The following is a 22,497-nucleotide window of genomic DNA, read 5'->3' on the forward strand; positions in this document are numbered from 1 at the left end:
GGGGCGACCGCGCACGCCTGCCAGGATGGTCGCCATGGACGTCCCCTCGATGATCATGGGCGCCGCCGTCGCGTCCGTCGCCTGGATCGTGCTCGTGCCCTGGGGCCGCTTGAAGGAGCTGCGCGAGCGCGATCAGGCGGAGCGCCCCGAGGACTGACCGCCGGGCAACGGAGTCCGCAGCCCGCTCGCGCGGTGGACCGGGCTCGTCACCGCGGTGCGCACGGCGTCCTCGGAGCCGACGACGCGCACGAACGACTGCGCGCGCGTCACCGCCGTGTACAGCAGCTCGCGCGTGAGCAGGGGAGAGGTCGCGGGCGGCAGGACGAGCGTGACGCGGTCGAACTGGCTGCCCTGCGCGCGGTGGACCGTCATGGCGTGCACGGCCTCCACGGGCGGCAACCGGTGCGTGCGCACGCGCAGCGGCGCTCGCGGGTCCCCGAACACGGCGACGACCCCGCCCGCGGGCTCCGCGACGAGCACGCCGGTGTCGCCGTTGTAGAGGCCGACCTCGGCGTCGTTCGTCGTGACGAGCAGCGGCCGCCCGGCGACCCACGGGGAGTCGGTCGCGTGGTGGCCGGTCGCCTCCTCGACCCACGCCTCGACCTGCGCCGCCCACCGGCCGCGCCCCGCCGGCCCGCGCCGGTGCGCCACCATGACGCGGTGCCGCGCGAGCGCGTCGAGCGCGGCGGCGGCGTCGCCGGCGCGCGCGGCCTCGACGAGCAGGGTCCCCGCCGCGACGGCGTCCGCGCGCACCGCGGCCAGCACCGCGTCGTCAGGCTCGTCGTCGGGCGTCTCGAGGAACTCCACGGACCCGTGCCCCGCGCGCAGCAGGGCGAGCGTCGCCTCCGCGTCCTCGGCCCGGATCGCGGCGGCGAGCGGCAGGATCTCCGAGTCGCGGTCCTGACGGTGGACGGTGCGCAGCCGGACGACGCCGTTGCCGAGCACCGCCCGGTCGTCGACCTCGCCGTCGGTGGGCGGCGGCGCGTCGGCCAGGGCGGTCTCGGCCGCCGCGAGCACGACCGGCGCGGTGGCCGGTGGCGTCACGGGCTCGCGGTGCACGAGGTCGCCGAGCACGGCGCCGGCCTCCACCGAGGCGAGCTGGTCCGGGTCCCCGACGAGCACGAGCCGCGCGTCGGGTCGCAGCGCCTCGAGCAGCCGCGCCATGAGCGGCAGCGCGACCATCGACGTCTCGTCGACGACGACGACGTCGTGCGGCAGGTGGTGGTGCGCGTCGTGGCGGAACCGCGTGCTGCTGCCCGGCCGGTACCCGAGCAGGCGGTGCAGCGTCGTCGCGACGGGCGTCCCGACGCGCGCGCGGTCCGCCGCGTCCTCGAACCCGGCGACGACCTCGCGCACCGCCTCCTGGAGCCGTGCGGCGGCCTTCCCGGTCGGGGCGGCGAGCGCGACGCGCAGCGTCGTGTCCTGCCCGGTCGGGGCGGGCGACGACGCCTGCGCCGGAGCGGGCACCACGGCGGTCGCGGGTCGGGTGGTGTCGTGCGGGACGGCGTCGTGCAGGACGGCGTCGTGCAGGACGGCGAGCAGCCGCGCGACCGTCGTCGTCTTGCCCGTGCCGGGGCCACCCGTGAGGACGGTGAGCCGTCGGGTGGCGGCGTGCGCGGCGGCGAGCCGCTGGCGCGTGTCCTCCGCCGCGGGGAAGAGGCGGGCCAGCGCGGCGTCGAGACGGCCAGCGTCGACCGGGAGGTCGGGCGCCGCGAGCCGACCGTCGACGTCGTGCCGGACCGCGAGCTCGTCGCGCCAGTACCGGTCGAGGTACAGCGCGCCCCCGACCCAGCGCGCGGGGCGGTCGGGCGCGCCGTCGACCCCGACGGCGACGAGCGGGCTGCGCGCGACGGCGTCGGCCCACGCGGTGCGGTCCGGCCACGGCAGGTCGGCGGCGTCGGTCCGGGCGGCCTCCTCGTCCTCGGGCAGCGCCAGGGAGCCGAGGTCGTCGAGGCGCACGCACACGGAGCCGCTGCGCACGGCACGGACCGCGAGCGCGACGGCGAGCAGCACCCGGTCGTCGTGCTCGCCCGTGAGGCGACCGAGCCGCAGCGCGACGCGCACGTCGGCGGCCGAGACGACGCGTGCGACGTTGAACGGCGCGAGGCCGGCGGGAACGCCGACCGCGAGCCGGGGGTCGCCCTCGTCGACCGGGACGGGGGCAGCGGTGGGCCGGGTCGCCGCCCCGGGGGTGGCCGTGGTCATGCGCGACCTCCGTCGAGCAGGGCGGACAGGGCGACGACGAGCCCGGGCGGCGGGCTCCAGGCGACGACGCCGTACGGGGTGCCGTCGGGGCCGCGGGGCGTGTCCGGCCCGGCCATGCCGCGCACGAAGAGGTACGCCCCGCCGGCGAGGTCGCGGTCCGGGTCGTAGTCGCGCACGCGCCACCGCAGGTAGCGGTGGAGCGCGACGAGGTAGAGCACGAGCTGCAGCGGGTAGTGCGAGGCGAGCATCGCGTCGCGCGTGGCGTCGGGGTGGTAGTCGCCCACCGTGAGCGGGACCCCGGGCGGCCCGACGCGGTTCGTCTTGTAGTCGACGACGAGGTACCGGCGGCGGCCACCCGGAGCCCCGCCCGGAGCGCCGTCGGGGCTCGGGGCGGGCACGCGCAGCACGGCGTCGATCGAGCCCGTGAGATAGCCGCGCAGCGGGACGCCGCCGGTGCCCGTGCCGGTCTCGGACTCGTCGGCCAGCGCCGTGAGCAGGTCGGGGTAGCGGGCGAACGCGTCGTCGGCGGGCAGGTGCACCCGCAGGACGTCCGCGAGGTCGCGCAGCGTCGCGGGACGCACGCCCTCCGTCTCGTCGCCCCCGGCGAGCGGGAGCTCGAACTCGAGCTCGGGCAGCCGGTCGCGCGGGTCGACGTCGGCGAGCGTGAGCCCGCCCGCGATCGGACCGAGCGGCGTGCGCAGCGACAGGCCCAGCGCCGTCGCGAGCGCGACGGGCTCGACGCCCGGAACACGGACCGTCGCCGCGTGCGCGCAGCGAGCGCGCACCTCGGCGTCCAGGTCGTCGGCCGCGGTGTCGACGTACTCGAGGATCTCGTGCACGAGCGTGCCGAACGCGGTGCCGCCCGGCTGCCCCTCGTACGGGGACGGCACGTCCGCGCCGGGGCGCGGGGCCGGGGTCGAGGACACCGGCGCGGCGGTCTCGTCGTCCGTGGTCTCCTCCGGCTCGTCCTGCACACCCGGGTCCTCGGGCTCGCTCTCGATCCCCCCGACCGGGCCGTGGTGCGCGGCCGCGGTCAGCGCCGAGTACGAGGCGCGCCGCCAGTCGCGGTCCGGGAGGTGGACGGCGGTCGCGAGCGCGAGGTCCGTGCCCGCCCGGGTACCGGGCGACCAGCGCTCGCCCTTCGGCCGGGCGTCGACCTGCTCGACGACGACCGTCCCGCCCGACCGCGCCGCGACGGCCTCGAACGCGGACCGGACGGCGTCGTCGCGCATCGCGTCGGGCCGCGCGTGGCGCCCGGGCTCGCCGCCGAGCATGCGGTCGGCGAGCAGGAGGCGCGTGAGCGGTCCTGATCCCGTGCTGCGCTTGGTGGGCGTCCAGTGCACGACGACCTGGTGCCGCGCCCGGGTGAGCGCCACGTACAGCAGGCGCAGGTCCTCGCCCAGCTCCTCGTCGCGCCAGCGCCCCTTGGCGTCCACGAACCCGGGGGAGCCGACCCCGCCGAGGTGCAGCACGCGCTGCCCGTGATCGTCGTGGAACGCGAACAGCTCCTGGTCGTCGGGCTCGAACCGCTCCCACCCGAACGGGACGTAGACGACGCCGAACTCGAGGCCCTTCGCGGCGTGCACGGTGACGACCTGCACGGCGGCGGCGTCGGTCTCGAGACGGCGGGTGCGCTCGTCGGTGAAGACCGACCCGACCTCCGCGATCCGGGTTCGGAGCCACGCGGTGAGCGCGGCCGTGCCGAGCCCCTCGGTCGTCGCGGCCTCGTGCAGCGCCTGCGTGACGTGGCGCAGGTCGGTGAGGTAGCGCTCGCCGTCGGCCCGCGCCATGACGCGCGCGGTGGCGCCACGCCGTGCGGCCACCTCCGCGACCGCGGCCACGCCCCGGTCAGCGAGGAGGCGCGCCCAGGCCCGGACCGTGTCGCCGAGCTCGTCGTGGTCCGCGTCGCCTGCGGTCGCGAGACGCTGTGCGTCCCAGCCGACGAACGGCGTGAGGGCGAGCGCCGTCGCGCGCCGGTGGAGGCCCGGCTGCTCCAGCGCCGCGAGGAGCGTGAGCCAGTCCTGCGCCGCGGCCGACCCGAACACGCTCGACGGTCCCGACACGACCGCCGGCACGCCCAGCGCGACGAGCGCCGAGCGCACCGCCTCGGCCTGGGCGTTCGTGCGGGTCAGCACGGCGACGTCGCGCGGCTCGAGCGGGCGCCAGCGCGCTGCGTCGACCGCCGCGCCGCCGACGTCGTCGCGCACGCGGTCGCCCCCGCCGGACGCGGTGCCGAGGCGGCCCGCGACGTCGGCCGCGACGTCCTTCGCGAGCAGGCCGCGCGCGTCCGGGGCCGACGGCGCCGACGACGCACCCAACCGGTACGCGCGGCGCGTCACCTGCCGCAGCCGCACCGGTGCGCCGCCGGAGATCCGCGCCTCGGGGTGCGCCGCGTCGACCGGTCGCACGACGATCCGCGGGTCGCCGAGCGCCGTCTCGCCGAGCAGCGCGTGCAGGCCCGCGAGGAGCGGGCCGTCGCTGCGCCAGCTCGTGCTGAGCGTCGCGGTGTCCGTCGCGTCCTCGACGGCCTGCAGGTACGTCACGACGTCCGCGCCGCGGAACGCGTAGATCGCCTGCTTGGGGTCCCCGATGAGGACGAGCGCGCTGTGCTCGTCGGACCGCCCGTGGAACGCGGTGCGCAGGATCGCCCACTGCTCGGGGTCGGTGTCCTGGAACTCGTCCACCATGACGACGCGGAACCTGGACCGGACGCGCTGCGTCGCGGTCTCGCCGTGCTCCGGGTCCGTGAGCGCGCGGCGCAGCAGGACGAGGAGGTCGTCGTAGTCGAGCAGGTGCATCGCGCGCTTGCGCGCCTCCACCTCCCGACGTGCGGCGACGGCGACCTCGTACCGCGCCGCGGCGACCGAGCCCTCGGCCGCGTCCGACGGCGCGACCACCGCCCCGTGGTCGCTCACCGCCGCGCGGGCGACCTCGCGCACGTCGCGCGGCGAGAGGATCGGTTCGCTCTGGTCGGCGAACCGCCGCACGTACAGGTCGTCCGTGACCTCCTCGACGAGGTCGGCCACGTCGGGCAGGAAGCTCGTCGCGAGGTCGACGTCGGCCGCCGTCCCCAGCGCGGTGAGCATCTGCTGGCAGAAGCCGTGCGTGGTCGTGATGGTCGCGGCGTCGAGCTGGGACAGCGCGACACGCAGGCGCTCGCGACGGCGGGAGAGCTCGTCGGCGTCGACGGCGGCGAGGAACGCGACGAGCTCGTCGGTGCTGTGCGCCGGCTCGGGGCCGCGCAGCGCGCGCTCGGTCGCGACGAGGCGCTCGCGCACGCGATCGCGCAGCTCCGACGTCGCCGCCCGGCCGAACGTCACGAGCATGATCTCCGGGAGCGCCGCGAGGCCCTCGGCGACGTAGCGCGTCGTGAGGGTCGCGATGGTGTGCGTCTTGCCCGTCCCGGCGCTCGCCTCGAGCACGACCGTCCCGCGCGGCAGGTCGCCGAACGGGTCGAAGCGCCGCGGGCTCCCCGCGGACGATCCGGGCACCGCCGGTCCGGACGCCGCGGCGGGCGTGGTCGGTGCGGACGTCGGGCCGCTCATCGCGCACCTCGCAGCTCGTGCTCCAGCAGGGGGTCCCACACGCGCCGCGCGAGCGCGCCGAGGCGGGTCGGGTCGTCGGGGAGGCGACCCAGGTCGGCCGTCGTCGCGTGGCCTGCGAGGTCGGGCAGCGCCGGGTCCCGGCCCCACGCGAGCACGACGTACGGGTCCTTGCGCTCGAAGCCCTTGTTCCACGCCCACCCGGCGCGCATCAGGGCGTCGCGAGCGTCGGTGGTGCGGCGCTCCTCGGCGTAGCGGAGCGCGACCTCGGGGAGCAGCGGCAGGGGCTCGCGAGCGGCCTCGTCGCGCAGGGCCACGAGGTCGGCCAGCAACGCGGCCGCCGTGTCGCGGTCCGGCGGCGTGAGCGTCGACCACGCGACGCCCGGGCCGCGGGGTGACCGGCCGATCGCGACGGCGTCCCACGGACGGTCCGGGTCGCTCACGCGCAGCGCGAGCGCCTGCACCCAGGCGCGCAGCCGGTGCTTCGGCCCGAGTCGCGAGTACTCCGTGCGCACCACGCGGGCGCCGTGCACGCCCGGGACGCTGCCGACGAGCGTGCCCCCGTCCGGGAGGGTGGCCCGCACGTCGACCGTCTCGGCCGAGCTCAGCACGTCCTGGCTCACGGGACGACCGGCCGCGACGTCGGCCTCGCGCGCGGCCTCGACGGACGCGACCCGGAGCGGTCCCACGGCCCGGACGACCTCCTGGAGCGCCGACCGGCCGAGCTCGCGCGGCGGGACCTGGCCCCGGCGCCACTCGGCCTGCATCGCGCGGTTCGGGTCGACGCCCGCGAGCGCGGCCCGCAGCACGCGGTCGCCCACGCCCCAGCCTGCGAGCCCCGTGAGGGAGAGGGGCAGCCGGTCCTCGACGTCCTCCTCCTCCAGCACGAGACCCACGTCGAGCGTGTGCTGCGCGAACCAGCGGGGTGCGTTCTCGAGCAGGCGGACCAGGTCGTCGAGCTCGACGTCGGCGGGACCCCCCGCCGCCGGGGGCGACCCCGGCGCTTCCGCCGGGCCGACGGCGGCACCGGTCGGCAGCGAGAGCGGTGCGCCGACGAGCGCCCCGACCGGCTCGCGCTTCTCGCGCGCCTGGCGGGCCCCGGCGAACGCGGCGTCGTCGTGGCTGAACGGCCCCGGGACTCCGAGCGCGCCCGGCGTGAAGTTCCGCTCGTCGACCGTCTGGAGCGGGTGCTGCACGACGACGTGCTCGCGCGCGGGGCGCCCGTCGGCCGTGGTGGCCACCCGGTCCAGCGCGTCGAGCAGCTCCGCCACGGGGACCGCGGGCGGGCGCGGCGCCCCGGTGCGCTCGTCCGCACCGGTGTGCACGACGACGAGGTGGTCGCCCGCTGCGGCGACGGCGTCGAGGAAGATCTGCCGGTCCTCGCTGCGCGCGTCGCGCTCGCCGATCTCGGGGTGCCGGGCGAGCAGGTCGTCGCCCGCGGGCGCGGCGGTGCGGGGGAACACGCCGTCGTCGAGCCCGAGGAGGCACACGACCCGGTGCGGCACGGAGCGCATCGGCTCGAGCGAGCAGACGGTGAGCGCGCCCGTGCGGAACCCGGCGCGCGTCGGGCGCCCGGCGAGGTGGTCGTCGAGCAGCGCCCGCACGTCCGCGAGCCGCAGCGCGACCCCGCCGTGCGCGGCACCCGCCGCCCGGACGTCGCCCAGCACGCGGCGCGCGGAGCCGATCTGCCACGCCTCCGTCGGCGGTGCCTCCGCCAGGAGCGTCAGCGCGCGGTCGAGGGTGTCGAGCCAGTGCGCGAGCGGGTGCACGCCGTCGAGACCGCGTAGGATCTCCGTGAGCCGCGCGACGAGCTCCGCGAGCCGGCCGGCGAGGTCCACGTCCGTCGAGCCGACGTCGTCCAGCGGGAGCGCGGGCCCGACGAACCGCGCGTCCTCGTCGGCCATCGCCGCGCCGAGCAGGATGCGGTCGAGCGCCGCGTCCCACGTGCCCTGCCGCACGTGCTCGTCGATGCCGAAGCGGGCGCGACGCTCGCCGTCCTCGCCCCAGTGCACCCCCGCCTCGACGGCCCACTGCCGCAGGCGGTCGACGTCGTCGTCGGAGAAGCGGAACCGGCGGCGGACCGGGCCGCTCGCCGCGAGGTCGAGCACCTCGGACGCGGTGACGCGGCCGTCGGCGAGGCGCAGCAGCGTGGCGAGCAGCGCGAGCACCGGGTTGGTGGTCCCGGCGCCACGGTCCGCGAGGCTGACCCGCAGCCGCTGACCGGGGTGCGCGTCGTCGCCGAGCTCGGGGACGGCAGCGAAGGTCGCGGTGACGAGCGGCGCGAACGTCTCGACGTCGGGGCACAGCACGATGACGTCGCGCGCCTGGAGCGTCGGGTCGGCGGAGAACAGGCCGACGAGCGTCTCGCGCAGCACCTCGACCTGACGGGCCCGGCCGTGGCACGCGAGCACCTGCACGGAGCGGTCCGCCGGGTCCAGCACGTGGGCGCCGTCCGGTGCGTCGGCCCGCAGCGCGGACTGCAGCGCGCCGAGCAGGGTCGGTGGCGGGGGCGCGGCCTCGTGGTGGGTCTCGCGCACGTCGCCCGCGGCGAGGCGGAGCTGCAGCTCGACCGTGTCCCGGCCGGTGGACGCGAGGAACGGGTGGCGCGCGAACGTCGGCAGGTCGGCGCGACGCCGGACGGACGCACCCGCGTGGTCTGCGCTCGGGCTCGCGCCGCCCGTGGCCGGGCCGCCGTCGGACGCGGCGACCGTCGCCCACAGCGCCGGCGAGGGGTGCACGAGCCACAGGTGGACGTCGCGGTGCTCGGCGAGCGCGCGCAGGACCCGGAGCTCGTCCTCGGGCAGCCGCGTGGGTCCGAACACGGACAGCCGTGGCGGCAGGTCGACGGCCGCCGGGTCCGCACGCAGCGCCGCGATCGCCTCCGTCACGCGCCGCGCCGGGTCCGTCGCCGGGACGCGCTCCACCAGGCGACGCCACAGCTCGGGCTGCCACGCGAGGTCGTCCGGCGCGACGGCTGTCCCCGTGACCGGGGCCGACCACGCGAGCACGACCTCGGGCCGCTGGCGGGCGTAGTCGACCAGGAGGTCCGCGAGCCGTCGTGCGAGCGTGAGCCGCCGGCCCCGCCGCACCTCGTCGCCCGGGTCGCCGACGTAGCGCGCGAGCGGCGCCGCCCACGGCTCGGCGAGGTGCGCGTCGAGCACCTCGAGCACCGACCACGCGAGCCGCTCGGGCCGCCACGGGTCGTCGTCGGGGTCGAGGTCCGTGAGGTCGGCCACGACCTGCTCGACGAGCCGCCGCGGGCCCCGGAAGTCCACGTTCGCGCAGATCCCCGCCGTCTCGCCCGCGCCCAGGTGGTGCGAGAGCCGCTGCGCGAGCCACCGCTCCACCCCGCGCGTCGGGACCGCCACGACGTCCGGCGTGAACGGGTCCGCCGGGACCTCCGCGAGCACGGCGGCGAGCGGCGCCACGAGCGCCTCGGCACGCTCGGAGCGGTGCACGTGCAGCAAGAGGACCCCTGTCGGTGGTGGTGGCGTGATCACGCGCCCGGCCCGTGGCCGCGCGCTACGAGGAATCTACGAGGTGCGACCCACACCGTCGAACCGCCGTCCACAGGTTCCGGGCGCCTGCGGCCGAGCACACGGCACCCGTGTGGGAACTGGGCGTCTTCCTCTCAGGCGCGCTGCGCGACGAACACCCACTCGCGACCCGGGCGGTCGGGCGCGTCCCGGACGTCCATGACCTCGAACCCGCACGCCACGAGCAACGTCTCGACCTCGTCGCGCTCCCGGAAGCGCAGCGTCGAGTCGGAGTGGAGCGTGGTGCCGTCGGGCAGCATGGTCGTGTCGTGGAAGGACACGAAGGGGAGCGACACCTCGGTGAGTTCGGTCCAGGACTCGACCGGGCCGACGTCGGGCACGTCCACGCGCGTGGTCGTCGCCTCGCGGACCCACCCCTCCCAGGCCCGGCGGGCGGGGACGCGCGTCTCGAGCACCAGCCACCCGCTCGGTCCACCCGATTCCGGAAAGCGGTGCCGGCCCGCGTCCGGTGCCCGTCGAGCAGGTGGTTGTGGCCCGTCCCGACGCCGGGACGGGCCACAACCACATGTTCGGCGGGAGGCTGGGGTCAGGAGTTCAGGGCCTGCTCGACGTCCTCGATGATGTCTTGCGGGTCCTCCAGGCCCACCGACAGGCGGACGGTCGTCTCCGCGATACCGACCGCGGCGCGACCCTCGGGGCCGAGCTTGCGGTGGGTCGTCGTGGCCGGGTGCGTGACGAGGGACTTCGCGTCGCCGAGGTTGTTCGAGATGTCGACGACCTGGAGCGCGTCGAGGAACGTGAACGCGCGCTTCTTCGCCGTCTCGGGGTCGGTGCCCTCGGGCACGGCGAGGTCGAACGTCACGACGGTCCCGCCGCCGCTCTGCTGCGACCGCGCGAGCTCGCGCTGCGGGTGCGACGCGAGGAACGGGTACCGCACGCGGCCGATCCCGGGGAGCTGCTCGAGCGCCTCCGCGACCTGCGCCGCGGCGGCGTTCTGCGCGGCGACGCGCACGGGCAGCGTCTCGAGGCCCTTGAGCAGCACCCACGCGTTGAACGCCGAGAGCGACGGCCCGGTGTTGCGGATGAACGTCTGCACCGGGCCCGTGACGAACTCCTCGGTCCCGAGGATCGCGCCGCCGAGCACGCGGCCCTGCCCGTCGATGTGCTTGGTCGCCGAGTAGACGACGACGTCGGCCCCGAGCTCGAGCGGCCGCTGCAGCAGCGGGGTCGCGAACACGTTGTCGAGCACGACGACCGCGCCCGCGGTGTGCGCGAGCTCGCTCACGCGCCGCGCGTCGACGATGTCCTGCATGGGGTTGGACGGCGTCTCGAAGAAGACGACGTCCGCGGGGGTGGACAGCGCCTCCTCCCACTGCGACAGCACGTGACCGTCGACGTAGTCCGTCCGCACGCCCCACTTCGCGAAGATCTCGTCGAAGATGACGAGGCTCGACCCGAAGAGCGCGCGCGCCGCGACGATGCGCGACCCGGACCGCACCAGCGCCGCGAGCGCCGTGAACACGGCAGACATGCCGGACGCCGTCGCGTAGCACGCCTCCGCGCCCTCCAGGAGGCGCAGACGCTCCTCGAACGTGTGCACGGTGGGGTTGCCGTACCGCGAGTAGACGAACCGGTCGAGCTCTCCCTGGAACGCGGCCTCGGCGTCCGCCGCGCGGTCGTACGTGTAGCCCTGGGTGAGGAACAGCGCCTCGGACGTCTCCTGGAACTCGGTGCGCGCGTGACCGCCGCGCACGGCGAGCGTCGCGGGGCGGGCGCTCGCGGGCAGGGGCTTGCGGCCGGAGCCGCCGGGCACGCTCCCGGGCACGGCCGCGCTCACCGGGCGGCCTCGTCGAACGTCGTGGTGGGCAGCCCGCGGACCTTCCAGCCTTCGACGTCCCGCAGGCCCGAGAATCCCTGGGCCCCCTCGAAGCCCTCGAGCACGTTGTACGACGGCCCGAGCCCGGCGGCCGTGGCCGCGCGCGCCGCGCCGATCGACCGCTGGCCCGAGCGGCACAGGAACACGACGGGACGCTCGTCGCCGGGCGTCAGGCCCGCCTCGACGAGCTGGTCCAGGAACCGCGGGTTGGGGCCCGTCGGGGTCACCCACTCGTCGAACACGACGTCGCGACCGAGCTCCGTGGCGTCGGGCACGCCGATGGTGCGCCACTCGCCCTCCGTGCGGACGTCCACGAGCACGGCGCGCTCGTCGTGCGCGAGCAGGTCCCACGCCTGCTGCGGGGTGAGGTCGCCGGCGTAGCCGACGGCGGGTCGCGCGTCGGGCAGCGCCGACCCCGCTGCCGACGCCTGCTGGGACTGGTCGCTCATGAGAGTCCTCCTCCATCGATCGTGGCAGTAGCACCCTGCGCCCGGCCGCCGAGGCGGTCCGGGGGGTTGCTGCGGCGTCGACGTGCCACGTCACTCGGCCGCTCCGGATGGTTGGCTCGGATCGTACGCCACGCGTCCGACGCGCGGAACGCCCGTCTCGGGGACCGGCGTCGGGGCGGGGGTGCCCGACGCCGCGCGGCCCCGGCCGCAGCCCCCGGCGTTGCATGCCACGTCCCGCCATCCGAGACGCCGTGACCACCGGTTGACACGCTGCGGTGCTCACGGACATCCTGGTCGACAGGTCATGAGTGCCAGCGCGAAACCCCGGTTTGCTGGCCGGCAACCCTCCTCTCGCGGCGGGGTGCCCCGGGTGACGACCAGGCCGCACGCCGACCGGCGGGTGGCAAGCGCGGGGAGGTTCTCCCCGGACGACCCTGGAGGACTGTGCCATGACTGCTCTCGCGGACGTCTCGTGTCCCACCGACGCCCCGGCCCCTGTCCTCACGGCGCTCGCCGACGCGCCCGCGCTCCTGCCCGTCGTCGGCGGGGACACGCTCGTCCCGCTCGTCGACGGCCGCAGCGTCCCGTACGCGAACCTCGACGTCGCGGCGTCGGCCCCGGCGCTGCGCTCGGTGGCCGACCGCGTGACCGAGGTGCTGCCGCTCTACGCGAGCGTGCACCGCGGCGCGGGCTACCTGTCGCAGGTCTCCACGGCGCTCTACGAGGCGTCGCGGCGCACGATCGGCGCGTTCGTCGGCGCGCGCGAGGACGACGTCACGGTCGTCACGCGCAACACGACCGACTCGCTCAACCTGCTCGCGGGCTGCGTCCCGGCGAACGCGGACGGCACGCCCGGGCGCGTGCTCGTCCTCGACGTAGAGCACCACGCGAACCTGCTGCCGTGGCAGCGCACGGGCGGCGCGACGGTCCTCGCGGGCGGCGCGTCCGTCGCGGAGACGCTCTCGGGCCTGCGCACCGAGCTCGCGCGCTTCCCGTACGCGCTCGTCGCCGTGACCGGCGCGTCCAACGTCACGGGCGAGTCCCTGCCGATCACCGAGGTCGTCCGCGCCGCGCACGACGCCGGCGCGCGCGTCGTGCTCGACGGCGCCCAGCTCGTCCCGCACCGCGGGTTCTCGCTCGCCGCGTCGGGCGCCGACTACGTCGCCTTCTCGGGGCACAAGACCTACGCGCCGTTCGGCGCGGGCGCGCTCGTCGGGCGTCGTGACTGGCTCGACGCGGGCACGCCCTACCTCGCGGGCGGCGGCGCCGTGCGTCACGTCGCGGTGACCGGGACCCAGTGGCAGACGGCGCCCGCGCGCCACGAGGCCGGCTCGCCGAACGTGGTGGGCGCCGCGGCGCTCGCGGCGGCGTGCGACGCGCTCGCCGCGCTCGACCCGGCCGACCTGCACGCGCACGAGGCGGCGCTGCGCACGGCCCTCGTCGCGGGCCTCGAGGCCGTCCCCGGTGTCCGGGTCGTGCGCGTCTGGGACGACGCCGTCGACCCGGTCGGCGTCGTGACGTTCGCCGTCGAGGGCCACGATCCGGGCCTCGTCGCCGCCTACCTCTCGGCCGAGCACGGCATCGGCGTGCGCGACGGGCGGTTCTGCGCGCACCCGCTGCTCGCGCGCCTCGGTTACGACGCGGGCGCGATCCGCGCCTCGGTGGGCGTCGGGACGACGGGCGCGGACGTCGTGCGCCTCGTCGAGGCCGTGCGCGCGTACGTCGAGCAGGGCCCGGCGACCCGGTACGAGGTCGTCGACGGCTGCTGGGCCGTCGTGGACGACCCCCGCCCGGTCCCCGCGGGGTCCGGCCTGGAGGGTCTCTTCGCGACCGCCGCGGCGGGCTTCCTCGCCGACGCCGCGGGCTGCGGACCGGCCGTCTGACCGGCGTCGGCGGCCGACGGGGGAGCCCGTTCACCGGGCCGTCGCCGAGCGTTGTCCACCGCGTCGCCGGACCCTCTTGGCGCGGTGTTCCGCGTGTGCTCTGATATGCGCTGTGCTGCACGACGTCGTCCTCTCGGGGCACGGTTTCCGCCTGGAACCGCTGGCCCTGGAGCACGCTGAGACGCTGGCCGGCCTCGTCGACGAGGCGATGTGGTCAGGCATGAGCATCCCCCTGCCCTACGGGGTCGCGGGGATGGCCGATCTCGTGGCCGCGACGCGCGCGGCCCCGGACCTCACGGGCTTCGTCGTGCGCACCGTCGACCCCGACGGCGCGCCCGGCGCCGTGCTCGGCAGCACGGCGTTCCGCGACCTGTCGCTCGTCGACCGCCGCGTGGAGGTGGGCCGCACGTTCTACGCGCGCTCCACGTGGGGGAGCCTCGTCAACCCCGTGACGAAGTGGCTCCTGCTGCGCCACGCGTTCGAGACGTGGGACGTGCACCGGGTCGGCTTCCGCGTCGACACGCGCAACGAGCGCTCGCTGGGCGCGATGCGCCGTCTCGGCGCCCACGAGGAGGGCGTCATGCGCGGCCACCGCACCGCGCCCGACGGGACGCGCGCCGACTCCGTGCTCTTCTCGATCCTCGCGCCCGAGTGGCCCGGGGTCGAGGTGGGCCTCCTCGCGCGGATCACCGCCCCGCGCGTCGTCCCGGTGCTCGCGCCGGCGGCGCCGGCGGACGTCCGGCCGCTCGCCGCGTCCTGACCCACCCCGCCCGGGCGGTCCTGCCCTGAGCGTTCCGCCCCGATCGCCGCGAGCGCACGGTCCCGGAGACGCCGCGAGGGCCCCGCCGAAGCGGAGCCCTCGTGGTCGAACGGTGGAGCATCTCAGCGGTCGAACGCGTCCTTGACGTCGTCGCCCGCCTGCTTGACGTTGGCCTTGGCCTGGTCGCCCTGGCCCTCGGCCTCGAGCCGCTCGTTGTCCGTGAGCTTGCCCGCGCCTTCCTTGAGCTTGCCACCCGCCTCTTCAGCGGCGTGCTTGGCCTTGTCTCCGAGTCCCATGGGTGCTCCTCTCGTCGGTACCTCTCGACCGTAACCACGGTCGGCCGGGCTCGCACGCCGTCGGGGCACGGGCGGTGTGGTGGGATGTGCGGGTGCAGCACGACACCGTCCTCGAAGGCTTCGGCGTCCGTCTCGAACCGCTCGCCGCGACCCACGCGCCCGCGCTCGGCGCCCTCGTCGACGACGGCATCTGGGCGGGCATGTCCAGCGCCGTGCCGCGCGGCACGGAGGCGATGGAGGGCTACGTGCGCGACGCGGTCGCCGCGCCGGGCCGGCTCGCGTTCGCGGTCCTGGGCGCTCCCGGCGCTCCCGGTGCTCCCGGTGCTCCGGGTGCGGACGGCGAGGCCGCCGACGCCGCGGTCCGCGGCTCGACGTCGCTCTACGAGTGGGTGCCGTCCCAGGGCCGTATCGAGCTCGGGTCCACGTTCTACGCGCGCGAGTGGTGGGGCGGGACGACGAACCCGGCGTGCAAGTACCTCCTGCTGCGGCACGCGTTCGAGGACCTCGGGGTCGCGCGCCTCGCGCTCCGCGCCGACGCCCGCAACAGCCGGTCCCTCGGGGCGATCCGGCGCCTGGGCGCGGTGCCCGAGGGCGTGCTGCGCAGCCACCGCGTGGCGCCCGACGGCTCCCGCCAGGACACCGCCTACTTCTCCATCCTCCGTGACGAGTGGCTGACCGTCCGCGACGGGCTGCTCGCCCGCATGTCCTGACCGGCCGGCGCGTCGACCACGAGCCTGCGCGGCGTCGAGCACGGGGTCGGTGTCGTCATGCGCTCGAGAACGACACCGACCCCGTGCTCGGCAGCGGGACCGTCAGGGGCGCGGGGTGACGCGGCCCGCGAGGTGGAGGCGGCCCTTGCCGTCCCACGCCTGGTAGGCGATGCCCATGCCGGGGTCGCCCGCGCCGTCGGGCACGGCCGCCGCGACCTGCCCGACGGCGTCCCGCACCTCGGCGGGCACGTCGCCCGCCGGGCGGAGCGCGACGTCGACCGTGCCGGGCAACAGCACCGGCTTGGCGAACGTGACGGTCCAGTCGTAAGCGTCGCCGCGACCGGGGCCCGCCTCGGCGAGCGCCCGCGCGGCGGTGTACATGCCGTGCGCGATGGCCCGCGGGAACCCGAACGCCTTGGCGCCCAGCGCCGAGGTGTGGATCGGGTTGCGGTCGCCGGACACGGCCGCGTACGCGCGGCCGGTCCCCGCGCCGAGCGCCCACCGCGCGGTGGGCAGGGGCGGGACGAACGCGGCCGGTCCCTCGGTGTCGGCCGGGGCGGGGCCGCCCGGGAGGGACGCGCCCTTCGCGAGGTACGTCGAGACGCCCCGGTAGGCGAGCGTCGTCGCGGCCAGCCCGCTGCCCGCGGCGCGCTCGTCGTCCGTGCGCAGCACCGAGATCTCCGTGACGAGGTCCACCTGGACACCGCGGCGGTGCGGGCGCAGGTCCTGCGCCCACGCGCGGACCTCGAGCGCGTCCCCGAGCCGCACCGGACGCAGCACGGACACCGAGTTCGCGAGGTGCACCATGCCGAGCAGCGGGAGCGGGAAGTCGGCCCGCACCATGACGGCCGTCGCGAGCGGGAACCCCAGCACGTGCAGGTACCCGGCGGGCAGCACGTCCGACGGCGCCTCGCCCACGAGCCGCGCGTACCGCGCGAGGTGCGCGGCGCTGCCCACGTGGCCCGGCGCCGCGTCGTCGCCCGTCGGGACGGCCGCGACCCGGTACGTGACGTCCGGGAGGGCGAGCTCCGTGGGGCCGCCCCGGACGGGGAGCCGGTGCGCCGCCGCGATCCGGCCGGACGCCGCGAGCCCGCGCACGTACAGGCCGCCCAGCCCCGGGACGGCGGGCAGCGTCTCGACGCGCGCCGGGGCGCCCGCGGGCGCCGTCACCGGCCCACCACGTTCTGCCCGCACACGCGCAGCACCTGCCCGTTGACGCCCCCGGCCGCGGGCGACGCGAGGAACGCGATCGCCTCGGCCACGTCGACGGGCTGGCCGCCCTGCTGGAGCGACGCGACGCGGCGCGCGACCTCGCGCTGCACGAACGGGATCGACGCCGTCATGTCCGTCTCGATGAAGCCCGGCGCGACGGCGTTCGCCGTCCCGCCCGGACCGTCGGGTGCCGCGAGCAGGCGGGCGAACGCGCGCGTGTGCCCGATGACGCCCGCCTTCGAGAACGCGTAGTTCGCCTGGCCGCGGTTGCCCGCGATGCCGCTCGTCGAGGCGAGCGACACGACGCGCGGCGCGGAGGAGAACCCGTTCGCGCCGAGCAGGTACTCCGTGATCCGCAGCTGCGCGGCGAGGTTCACCGCGACCACCGCGTCCCACTTGTCGGGGGACATGTTGGCGAGCAGCTTGTCCCGCAGGATGCCGGCGTTGTGCACGAGGACGTCGAGCCCGCCGTGCCGTGCGCGGGCGTGCTCGAGGATCCGGGCGCCCGCGTCGTCGGCGGTCACGTCGAGCTGCAGCGCCGTGCCCTTGATCTCGTTCGCGACCCGGGCGAGCGCCTCGCCCGCAGCGGGCACGTCCACCACGACGACCTTCGCGCCGTCGCGCGCGAGCGTCCGGGCGACCTGCGCCCCGATGCCGCGGGCCGCGCCCGTGACGACGGCGACCTTGCCGGCGAGCGGCTGGTCGAGGTCGGCGGAGCCGCTGCCGGAGGCGCTGTCGGACGCGCTCGGGCCCACCCGGAGGAGCTGGCCGTCGACGAACGCGGACTTCGCCGAGAGGAAGAACCGGAGGGTCGCGAGGACGCTCGGGCTGTCGACGGGGGCGTCGTCGGTCACCTGGACGCCGTTGGCGGTCGCCCCGTAGCGCAGCTCCTTGGCGACGGACCGCAGGAACCCGTCGACGCCCTCGCGGGCGGCGGCGAGCTCGGGGGAGTCGGTGTCGGCGGGGGCGCGCGAGATCGTCACGACGCGGCCGTTCGGCGCGAGGCGGCGGAGCGTCGCGGAGAGCGCCATGACGGGCGCGGACGCGTCCTGCGGCCGCTCGATCCCGCTGAGCACGACGACGACCGCGCCCCAGCGGGTCGTGTCGTCCGGGGTCTGGCGGACGTCGAGGTCCCAGGCGAGCAGGGCCTCGGCGACGAGGTCGGCGTCGTCGCGCACGCCGGGCGTGCCGCCGAGCACGAGCACGGGCCCGACGGTGAGCGGGTCGCCCGCGCGGAAGCGGCGCAGGACCGCCGGGCGCGGGAGGCCCAGCTTCTTGGCGAGCGTCTTCGTGAAGCCGGAGTTGACGGCCTGGACGTAGGAGTCGGTCACGGTGGTTCCTCTCGGGTCGTCGGGGGCCGTCAGGCGGGGGCGTCGGTCGCGGGGACGGACTCGAGGATCGCGGCGACGCCGAGCCCGCCCGCGGCGCACACGGAGATCAGCGCACGCGCGGGTGCCCCGGTCTCGGCGGTGCGCTGCGCGAGGAGCTTGGCCGCCGTCGCGACGATGCGCCCGCCGGTCGCGGCGAACGGGTGGCCCGCAGCGAGCGAGGAGCCGTTGACGTTGAGCCGCGAGCGGTCGATCGAGCCGAGCGCGCCGTCGAGCCCGAGCTCGGTGCGGCAGTACTCGTCGTCCTCCCAGGCCTTGAGGGTCGTGAGCACGGTGGACGCGAACGCCTCGTGGATCTCGTAGAGGTCGAAGTCGCCGAGCGCGAGCCCGTTGCGCGCGAGCAGGCGCGGGACGGCGTGCGCGGGGGCCATGAGCAGGCCCTCGTGGCCGTGCACGAAGTCGACGGCCGCGGTCTCCGCGTCCACGACGCGTGCGAGCAGCGGCAGGTCGCGCTCGCGCGCCCACTCGGCCGAGGCGAGGAGGACGGTCGACGCGCCGTCGGTGAGCGGGGTCGAGTTGCCCGCCGTCATGGTCGGCGTGACGCCCTCGAGGCGCTTGCCGTACACGGGCTTGAGCGCGGCGAGCTTCTCGAGCGACGAGTCGGCGCGCAGGTTGTCGTCGCGCACGAGACCGCGGAACGGGGTGACGAGGTCGTCGAAGAACCCGGCGTCCCACGCGGCCGCGAGGTGCTCGTGGCTCGCGAGCGCGAGCTCGTCCTGCGCCTCGCGCGAGATGCCCCAGCGGGCCGTCGTGATGGCCTGGTGCTCGCCCATCGACAGGCCGGTGCGCGGCTCGTCGGTCGCGGGCGTGAGGGGCGCGAGGTCGGCGGGGCGGACCTTCGCGAACGCCTTGACGCGCTGGCCGAAGGTCTTGGCGTGGCTCGCCTCGAGCAGGGCCCGGCGCAGACCCTCGCTCACGGCGATCGGGGCGTCGGACACGGTGTCGGAGCCGCCCGCGACGCCCGACTCGACCTGGCCGAGACGGATCTTGTTCGCGACGGCGATGGTCGCCTCGAGCCCGGTCGCGCACGCCTGCTGGAGGTCGTAGGCGGGGGTCTGCGGGGAGAGCGACGACCCGAGCACGGACTCGCGCACGAGGTTGAAGTCACGGGAGTGCTTGAGCACGGCGCCGCCGACGACCTCCCCCAGCCGCTCGCCCTGGAGACCGAAGCGTGCGACGAGCCCTTCGAGCGCGGCGGTGAACATCTCCTGGTTGCTCGCAGATGCGTACCTCTTGCCCGCGCGGGCGAACGGGATGCGGTTCCCGCCGACCACCCATGCATCGCGGGGCGTGCCCGCGGGGGCGCTCTCTCGGGGGGACTGCTCGGGGGTCGGGCGGGGGCTGGTGCTGGTGGCCACTGTGCCTCACTTCCTGTCCGTGCTCGCTGCGCTGCGTTCGGTCCCGGCCCGGGAGGGCGTCTCGGCACGGCGTGCGCGAGACGGGGGGAGAGGGCCGGCTGGTGTCCAATACCAAGAGTACCTGATACTCTCAGTTTCGTGAGTCGGGTCACAGGGCCGTGCCCTGCCCCGGCTCGGCACCCGTGACGAGGTGCCGACGACAGCGAGGTCGGGCGCAACGGAGGACGACGTGAACGCAGGTGCCGACGCGCGACCGGTCACCCGAGGGCGGGTGCAGCCGGTCGCGGCGGTGGACGGTCGGTCGACCCGCTGGGACGAGCACCGGGCGGCCCGCCGCGCGGAGCTCATCCGGGCGGCGAGCAAGGCGGTGCACCGGGGAGGCCCCGGGGTCTCCATGGACGAGATCGCGGCGGCGTCGGGCACGTCGAAGTCGATCATCTACCGCTACTTCGACGACAAGACCGGGCTCCAGGTCGCCCTGGGCTCCGCCGTCGTGGGGCAGATGCACGACGCCCTGACCCAGGCGGCCGAGGCTGCCGAGACCCCCAAGCGCGCGCTGCGCGCGATGGTCGGCGTCTACCTCGAGATGATCGAGAGCTCGCCCAACGTGTACTACTTCGTCACCCGCACGAGCGCCGTCGCGGGTACGGAGGAGCCCGCCGCCCAGCTCGCGGCGAACGGCCTCACCCAGGGCGCGGGCGGCGCCGACCGCGCCCCGCTCGCCGCGTTCCTCGACTCGGTGATCGAGCTCGTCGCCGAGCCCTTCGCCCGGGTCACCGACGTCTCCCCGGCCGACGCCGCGGCGTGGGCCGCGGGCGCCGTCGGGTTCGTCCGGGGCGCCGGCGAGTGGTGGCTCGCCCACCGCGACCGCGCCGACGTCCCCGACCGCGAGCAGCTCACCGAGCGCGTCGCCGCCTGGCTGTGGGCCGGCCCCGTCGGCGTCCTCTCGCACAACCCGGGCACGACCCGCCCCGACGCCGTCCGCGTCCCCACCGACCGCCCTCCGCACCCGGCGACCGCCTCAGACCTCAAGGAGAAGCCATGACCGCCACGTCCGACCGTCCCGCGCTCGCACCGCGCACGACGAGCACCGGCGACGCGGGCCCGACGCCGCACGGCGACACCCGCGTCGACGTCGCCGCCCTCGAGAAGCTCCTGCTCGGCCGGTGGGCCGACCTGCGCGCGGCGGCGCGCGCGACCGCGGGCGAGGAGGCGTTCCAGCGCATCGAGGGGCAGAGCCTGCGCGAGCACCGCGAGCGCGTGCTGGAGCAGATGCACCTGCTCGTGGGCAAGCGCCAGGTGTGGCGCGGGTACCCGGAGCGCCTCGGCGGCGCGGACGACGCGGGCGGCAACCTCGCCGGGTTCGAGGAGCTCGTCGCGGCCGACCCGTCGCTGCAGATCAAGGCGGGCGTGCAGTGGGGGCTGTTCGGCTCGGCGATCCTGCACCTCGGTACCCCCGAGCAGCAGGACCGTCTCCTGCCGGGCGCCATGGACCTCTCCGTGCCCGGCGCGTTCGCGATGACGGAGATCGGCCACGGGTCCGACGTCGCGAGCATCGCCACCACGGCGACCTACGACCCGGAGACCGAGGAGTTCGTCATCCACACCCCGTTCCGCGGGGCATGGAAGGACTACCTCGGGAACGCGGGCGTGCACGGCGTGGCCGCCGTCGTGTTCGCGCAGCTGATCACGAAGAACGTCAACCACGGCGTGCACGCGTTCTACGTGCCCATCCGCGACACCGCGGGCGAGCGCGACGAGCTCGGCCGGCTGCCCTTCCTGCCCGGCGTGGGCGGCGAGGACGACGGCCAGAAGGGCGGGCTCAACGGCATCGACAACGGGCGCCTGCACTTCGACCACGTGCGGGTTCCGCGCACCGACCTGCTCGCGCGCTACGGCTCGGTCGACGCCGACGGCACGTACTCCAGCCCCATCGACAGCCCCGGGCGCCGCTTCTTCACGATGCTGGGCTCGCTCGTCCAGGGTCGCGTGTCGCTCGACGGCGCCGCGGTGACCGCGGCGAAGCTCGGCCTCGCGATCGCGGTGCGGTACGCGAACGAGCGCCGCCAGTTCACGGGTGCGACGCCGACGGAGGAGGTCGTGCTCCTCGACTACGGCACGCACAAGCGCCGCCTCATCGTGCCCGTCGCGGAGACGTACGCCGCGCACTTCGCGCACGACCGCCTGCTCGACCTCTTCCACTCGGTGTTCTCGGGCGAGGAGGACACCCCGGAGCAGCGCGAGGACCTCGAGACGACGGCGGCCGCGCTCAAGGCGACGAGCACGCGGTTCGCGCTCGACGTGCTCCAGGAGACGCGCGAGGCGTGCGGCGGGGCCGGGTTCCTCACGACCAACCGCATCACGAGCCTGCGCGCGGACCTCGACGTGTACGCGACGTTCGAGGGCGACAACACCGTCCTGCTCCAGCTCGTCGCGAAGCGTCTGCTCGCCGACTACGGCAAGCAGTTCAAGGGCATCACCCCGGGCCAGATGGCGCGCGTCGTCGTCGAGCGCGCGGGCGACATGGCGCTGCACCGCACGCCGCTCAAGCGGGCCGCGCAGGCGCTCGCGGACGTCGGCGACCCGCGCCGCGCCGCCGGCCACCTGCGCGACCCCGAGACGCAGCGCGCGCTGCTCACCGACCGGGTCGAGACGATGGTCGCCGACGTCGCGCAGGCCCTGCGCCCCGCGCAGAAGGCCGACCCCGAGACGGCGACGAACCTGTTCAACGCCCACCAGGTCGAGCTCGTGGAGGCGGCCCGCGCCCACGCGGAGCTGCTGCGCTGGGAGGCGTTCACGCAGGCTCTCGAGACGATCGAGGACGCGGGCACGCGCGAGGTCCTCACCACGGTGCGCGACCTGTTCGGGCTGAGCCTCGTCGAGCGACACCTCGCCTGGTACCTGCTCAACGGCCGCCTCTCGACGCAGCGTGCGCGCACGGTGACGAGCTACCTGGACCGCCTCATCGACCGGCTGCGTCCGCACGCGCAGGACCTCGTGGACGCCTGGGGCTACGGCCCCGAGCACCTGCGCGCGACGATCGCGACGGGCATCGAGAAGGAGCGCCAGGACGAGGCGCGCGACTACTACCGGCGCCTGCGCGCGAGCGGTGACGAGCCGCGGAGCGAGAAGTCGCTGCGCAAGGCCGCGAAGGGCGGCCCGCAGGCTCGCTGACCACCCCGGCGCCGTCCTCGGCGCCACCCCGGAACGTCCTCGGCGCTGCAGGCGGAGCGGTACCGCTGCCGAGGGTCAGGCCCGGGCGGCACGACGTCCACCAGCCGTCGTGCCGCCCGGGCCGTTGCCGTCTCGGTCTCCGTCTCG

At 76.2% G+C, this 22,497-nt stretch carries 16 protein-coding genes and 1 riboswitch; of the genes, 6 read left to right on the top strand and 10 right to left on the bottom strand.

The features are described from left to right. Nucleotides 1-34: 34 nt before the first annotated feature. Nucleotides 35-157 (top strand): hypothetical protein, encoded by a 123-nt coding sequence (locus ACZ4MO_RS02230; protein ID WP_255436935.1) that lies wholly within the window; start codon nucleotides 35-37, stop codon nucleotides 155-157. Here the strand turns inward: ACZ4MO_RS02230 and recD are convergent. The 6 genes from recD to ACZ4MO_RS02260 form a co-directional block, all read right to left on the bottom strand. Beyond that, on the bottom strand, nucleotides 133-2,205 hold the full coding sequence (recD, locus tag ACZ4MO_RS02235; RefSeq protein ID WP_175007513.1) for an exodeoxyribonuclease V subunit alpha: 2,073 nt from the start codon (nucleotides 2,203-2,205) through the stop codon (nucleotides 133-135). The two genes, ACZ4MO_RS02230 and recD, sit on opposite strands and share 25 nt — an antisense overlap. After that, entirely contained in the window at nucleotides 2,202-5,750 is a 3,549-nt protein-coding gene (locus ACZ4MO_RS02240; protein ID WP_175007514.1) for a UvrD-helicase domain-containing protein, read from the bottom strand. Before ACZ4MO_RS02240 ends, recD begins: the two co-directional genes overlap by 4 nt. Then, on the bottom strand, nucleotides 5,747-9,205 hold the full coding sequence (gene recC / locus ACZ4MO_RS02245; protein WP_255436977.1) for an exodeoxyribonuclease V subunit gamma: 3,459 nt from the start codon (nucleotides 9,203-9,205) through the stop codon (nucleotides 5,747-5,749). Before recC ends, ACZ4MO_RS02240 begins: the two co-directional genes overlap by 4 nt. 173 nt (nucleotides 9,206-9,378) lie before the next feature. After that, nucleotides 9,379-9,699 carry a hypothetical protein gene (locus ACZ4MO_RS02250; protein WP_175007516.1) on the bottom strand — a complete coding sequence of 107 codons (321 nt, stop codon included), beginning with the start codon at nucleotides 9,697-9,699 and terminating at the stop codon, nucleotides 9,379-9,381. Nucleotides 9,700-9,830: 131 nt separating this feature from the next. Next, nucleotides 9,831-11,081 carry an O-succinylhomoserine sulfhydrylase gene (locus tag ACZ4MO_RS02255; RefSeq protein WP_186810316.1) on the bottom strand — a complete coding sequence of 417 codons (1,251 nt, stop codon included), beginning with the start codon at nucleotides 11,079-11,081 and terminating at the stop codon, nucleotides 9,831-9,833. After that, nucleotides 11,078-11,569 carry a rhodanese-like domain-containing protein gene (locus tag ACZ4MO_RS02260; protein ID WP_175007517.1) on the bottom strand — a complete coding sequence of 164 codons (492 nt, stop codon included), beginning with the start codon at nucleotides 11,567-11,569 and terminating at the stop codon, nucleotides 11,078-11,080. The genes ACZ4MO_RS02255 and ACZ4MO_RS02260 overlap by 4 nt, the downstream gene beginning before the upstream one ends. 300 nt (nucleotides 11,570-11,869) lie before the next feature. Next, a riboswitch (SAM riboswitch) is annotated at nucleotides 11,870-11,985 on the top strand. A 33-nt stretch (nucleotides 11,986-12,018) separates the two neighbouring features. Between ACZ4MO_RS02260 and ACZ4MO_RS02265 the strand changes: the two genes are divergently transcribed. Further along, nucleotides 12,019-13,452, top strand: a complete 1,434-nt coding sequence (locus ACZ4MO_RS02265) for an aminotransferase class V-fold PLP-dependent enzyme (protein WP_175007518.1) — start codon at nucleotides 12,019-12,021, stop codon at nucleotides 13,450-13,452. Between the two features lie 112 nt (nucleotides 13,453-13,564). Beyond that, a complete protein-coding gene (locus ACZ4MO_RS02270; protein ID WP_175007519.1) occupies nucleotides 13,565-14,212 on the top strand; it encodes a GNAT family N-acetyltransferase in 648 nt (215 codons plus the stop codon). 122 nt (nucleotides 14,213-14,334) lie between these two features. On the opposite strand, the gene ACZ4MO_RS02275 is transcribed toward ACZ4MO_RS02270, so the two are convergent. Continuing rightward, on the bottom strand, nucleotides 14,335-14,508 hold the full coding sequence (locus ACZ4MO_RS02275) for a CsbD family protein (RefSeq protein WP_034652831.1): 174 nt from the start codon (nucleotides 14,506-14,508) through the stop codon (nucleotides 14,335-14,337). Nucleotides 14,509-14,600: 92 nt separating this feature from the next. Here ACZ4MO_RS02275 and ACZ4MO_RS02280 point away from each other — a divergent pair, with 92 nt between their 5' ends. Continuing rightward, a complete protein-coding gene (locus ACZ4MO_RS02280) occupies nucleotides 14,601-15,218 on the top strand; it encodes a GNAT family N-acetyltransferase (RefSeq protein ID WP_175007520.1) in 618 nt (205 codons plus the stop codon). A 102-nt stretch (nucleotides 15,219-15,320) separates the two neighbouring features. On the opposite strand, the gene ACZ4MO_RS02285 is transcribed toward ACZ4MO_RS02280, so the two are convergent. From ACZ4MO_RS02285 to ACZ4MO_RS02295, 3 genes are read right to left on the bottom strand one after another with little or no spacing between them, the layout of a single operon-like run. After that, nucleotides 15,321-16,388, bottom strand: a complete 1,068-nt coding sequence (locus ACZ4MO_RS02285; RefSeq protein WP_175007521.1) for a MaoC/PaaZ C-terminal domain-containing protein — start codon at nucleotides 16,386-16,388, stop codon at nucleotides 15,321-15,323. Continuing rightward, complete coding sequence (locus tag ACZ4MO_RS02290) at nucleotides 16,385-17,761, bottom strand: 3-oxoacyl-ACP reductase (RefSeq protein ID WP_175007522.1); 1,377 nt, start codon at nucleotides 17,759-17,761, stop codon at nucleotides 16,385-16,387. Before ACZ4MO_RS02290 ends, ACZ4MO_RS02285 begins: the two co-directional genes overlap by 4 nt. Nucleotides 17,762-17,790: 29 nt before the next feature. Further along, nucleotides 17,791-19,176, bottom strand: coding sequence for an acetyl-CoA C-acetyltransferase (locus tag ACZ4MO_RS02295; RefSeq protein ID WP_175007523.1), 1,386 nt, complete (start codon nucleotides 19,174-19,176; stop codon nucleotides 17,791-17,793). Between the two features lie 229 nt (nucleotides 19,177-19,405). On the opposite strand from ACZ4MO_RS02295, the gene ACZ4MO_RS02300 reads away from it, so the two are divergent. Both ACZ4MO_RS02300 and ACZ4MO_RS02305 read left to right on the top strand, forming a co-directional pair. Continuing rightward, nucleotides 19,406-20,221, top strand: coding sequence for a TetR/AcrR family transcriptional regulator (locus ACZ4MO_RS02300; RefSeq protein WP_074805409.1), 816 nt, complete (start codon nucleotides 19,406-19,408; stop codon nucleotides 20,219-20,221). Next, nucleotides 20,218-22,350 (top strand): acyl-CoA dehydrogenase family protein, encoded by a 2,133-nt coding sequence (locus ACZ4MO_RS02305; RefSeq protein WP_175007524.1) that lies wholly within the window; start codon nucleotides 20,218-20,220, stop codon nucleotides 22,348-22,350. The genes ACZ4MO_RS02300 and ACZ4MO_RS02305 overlap by 4 nt, the downstream gene beginning before the upstream one ends. Nucleotides 22,351-22,497 lie beyond the last annotated feature (147 nt).

The organism is Sphaerisporangium cinnabarinum (assembly GCF_055567015.1).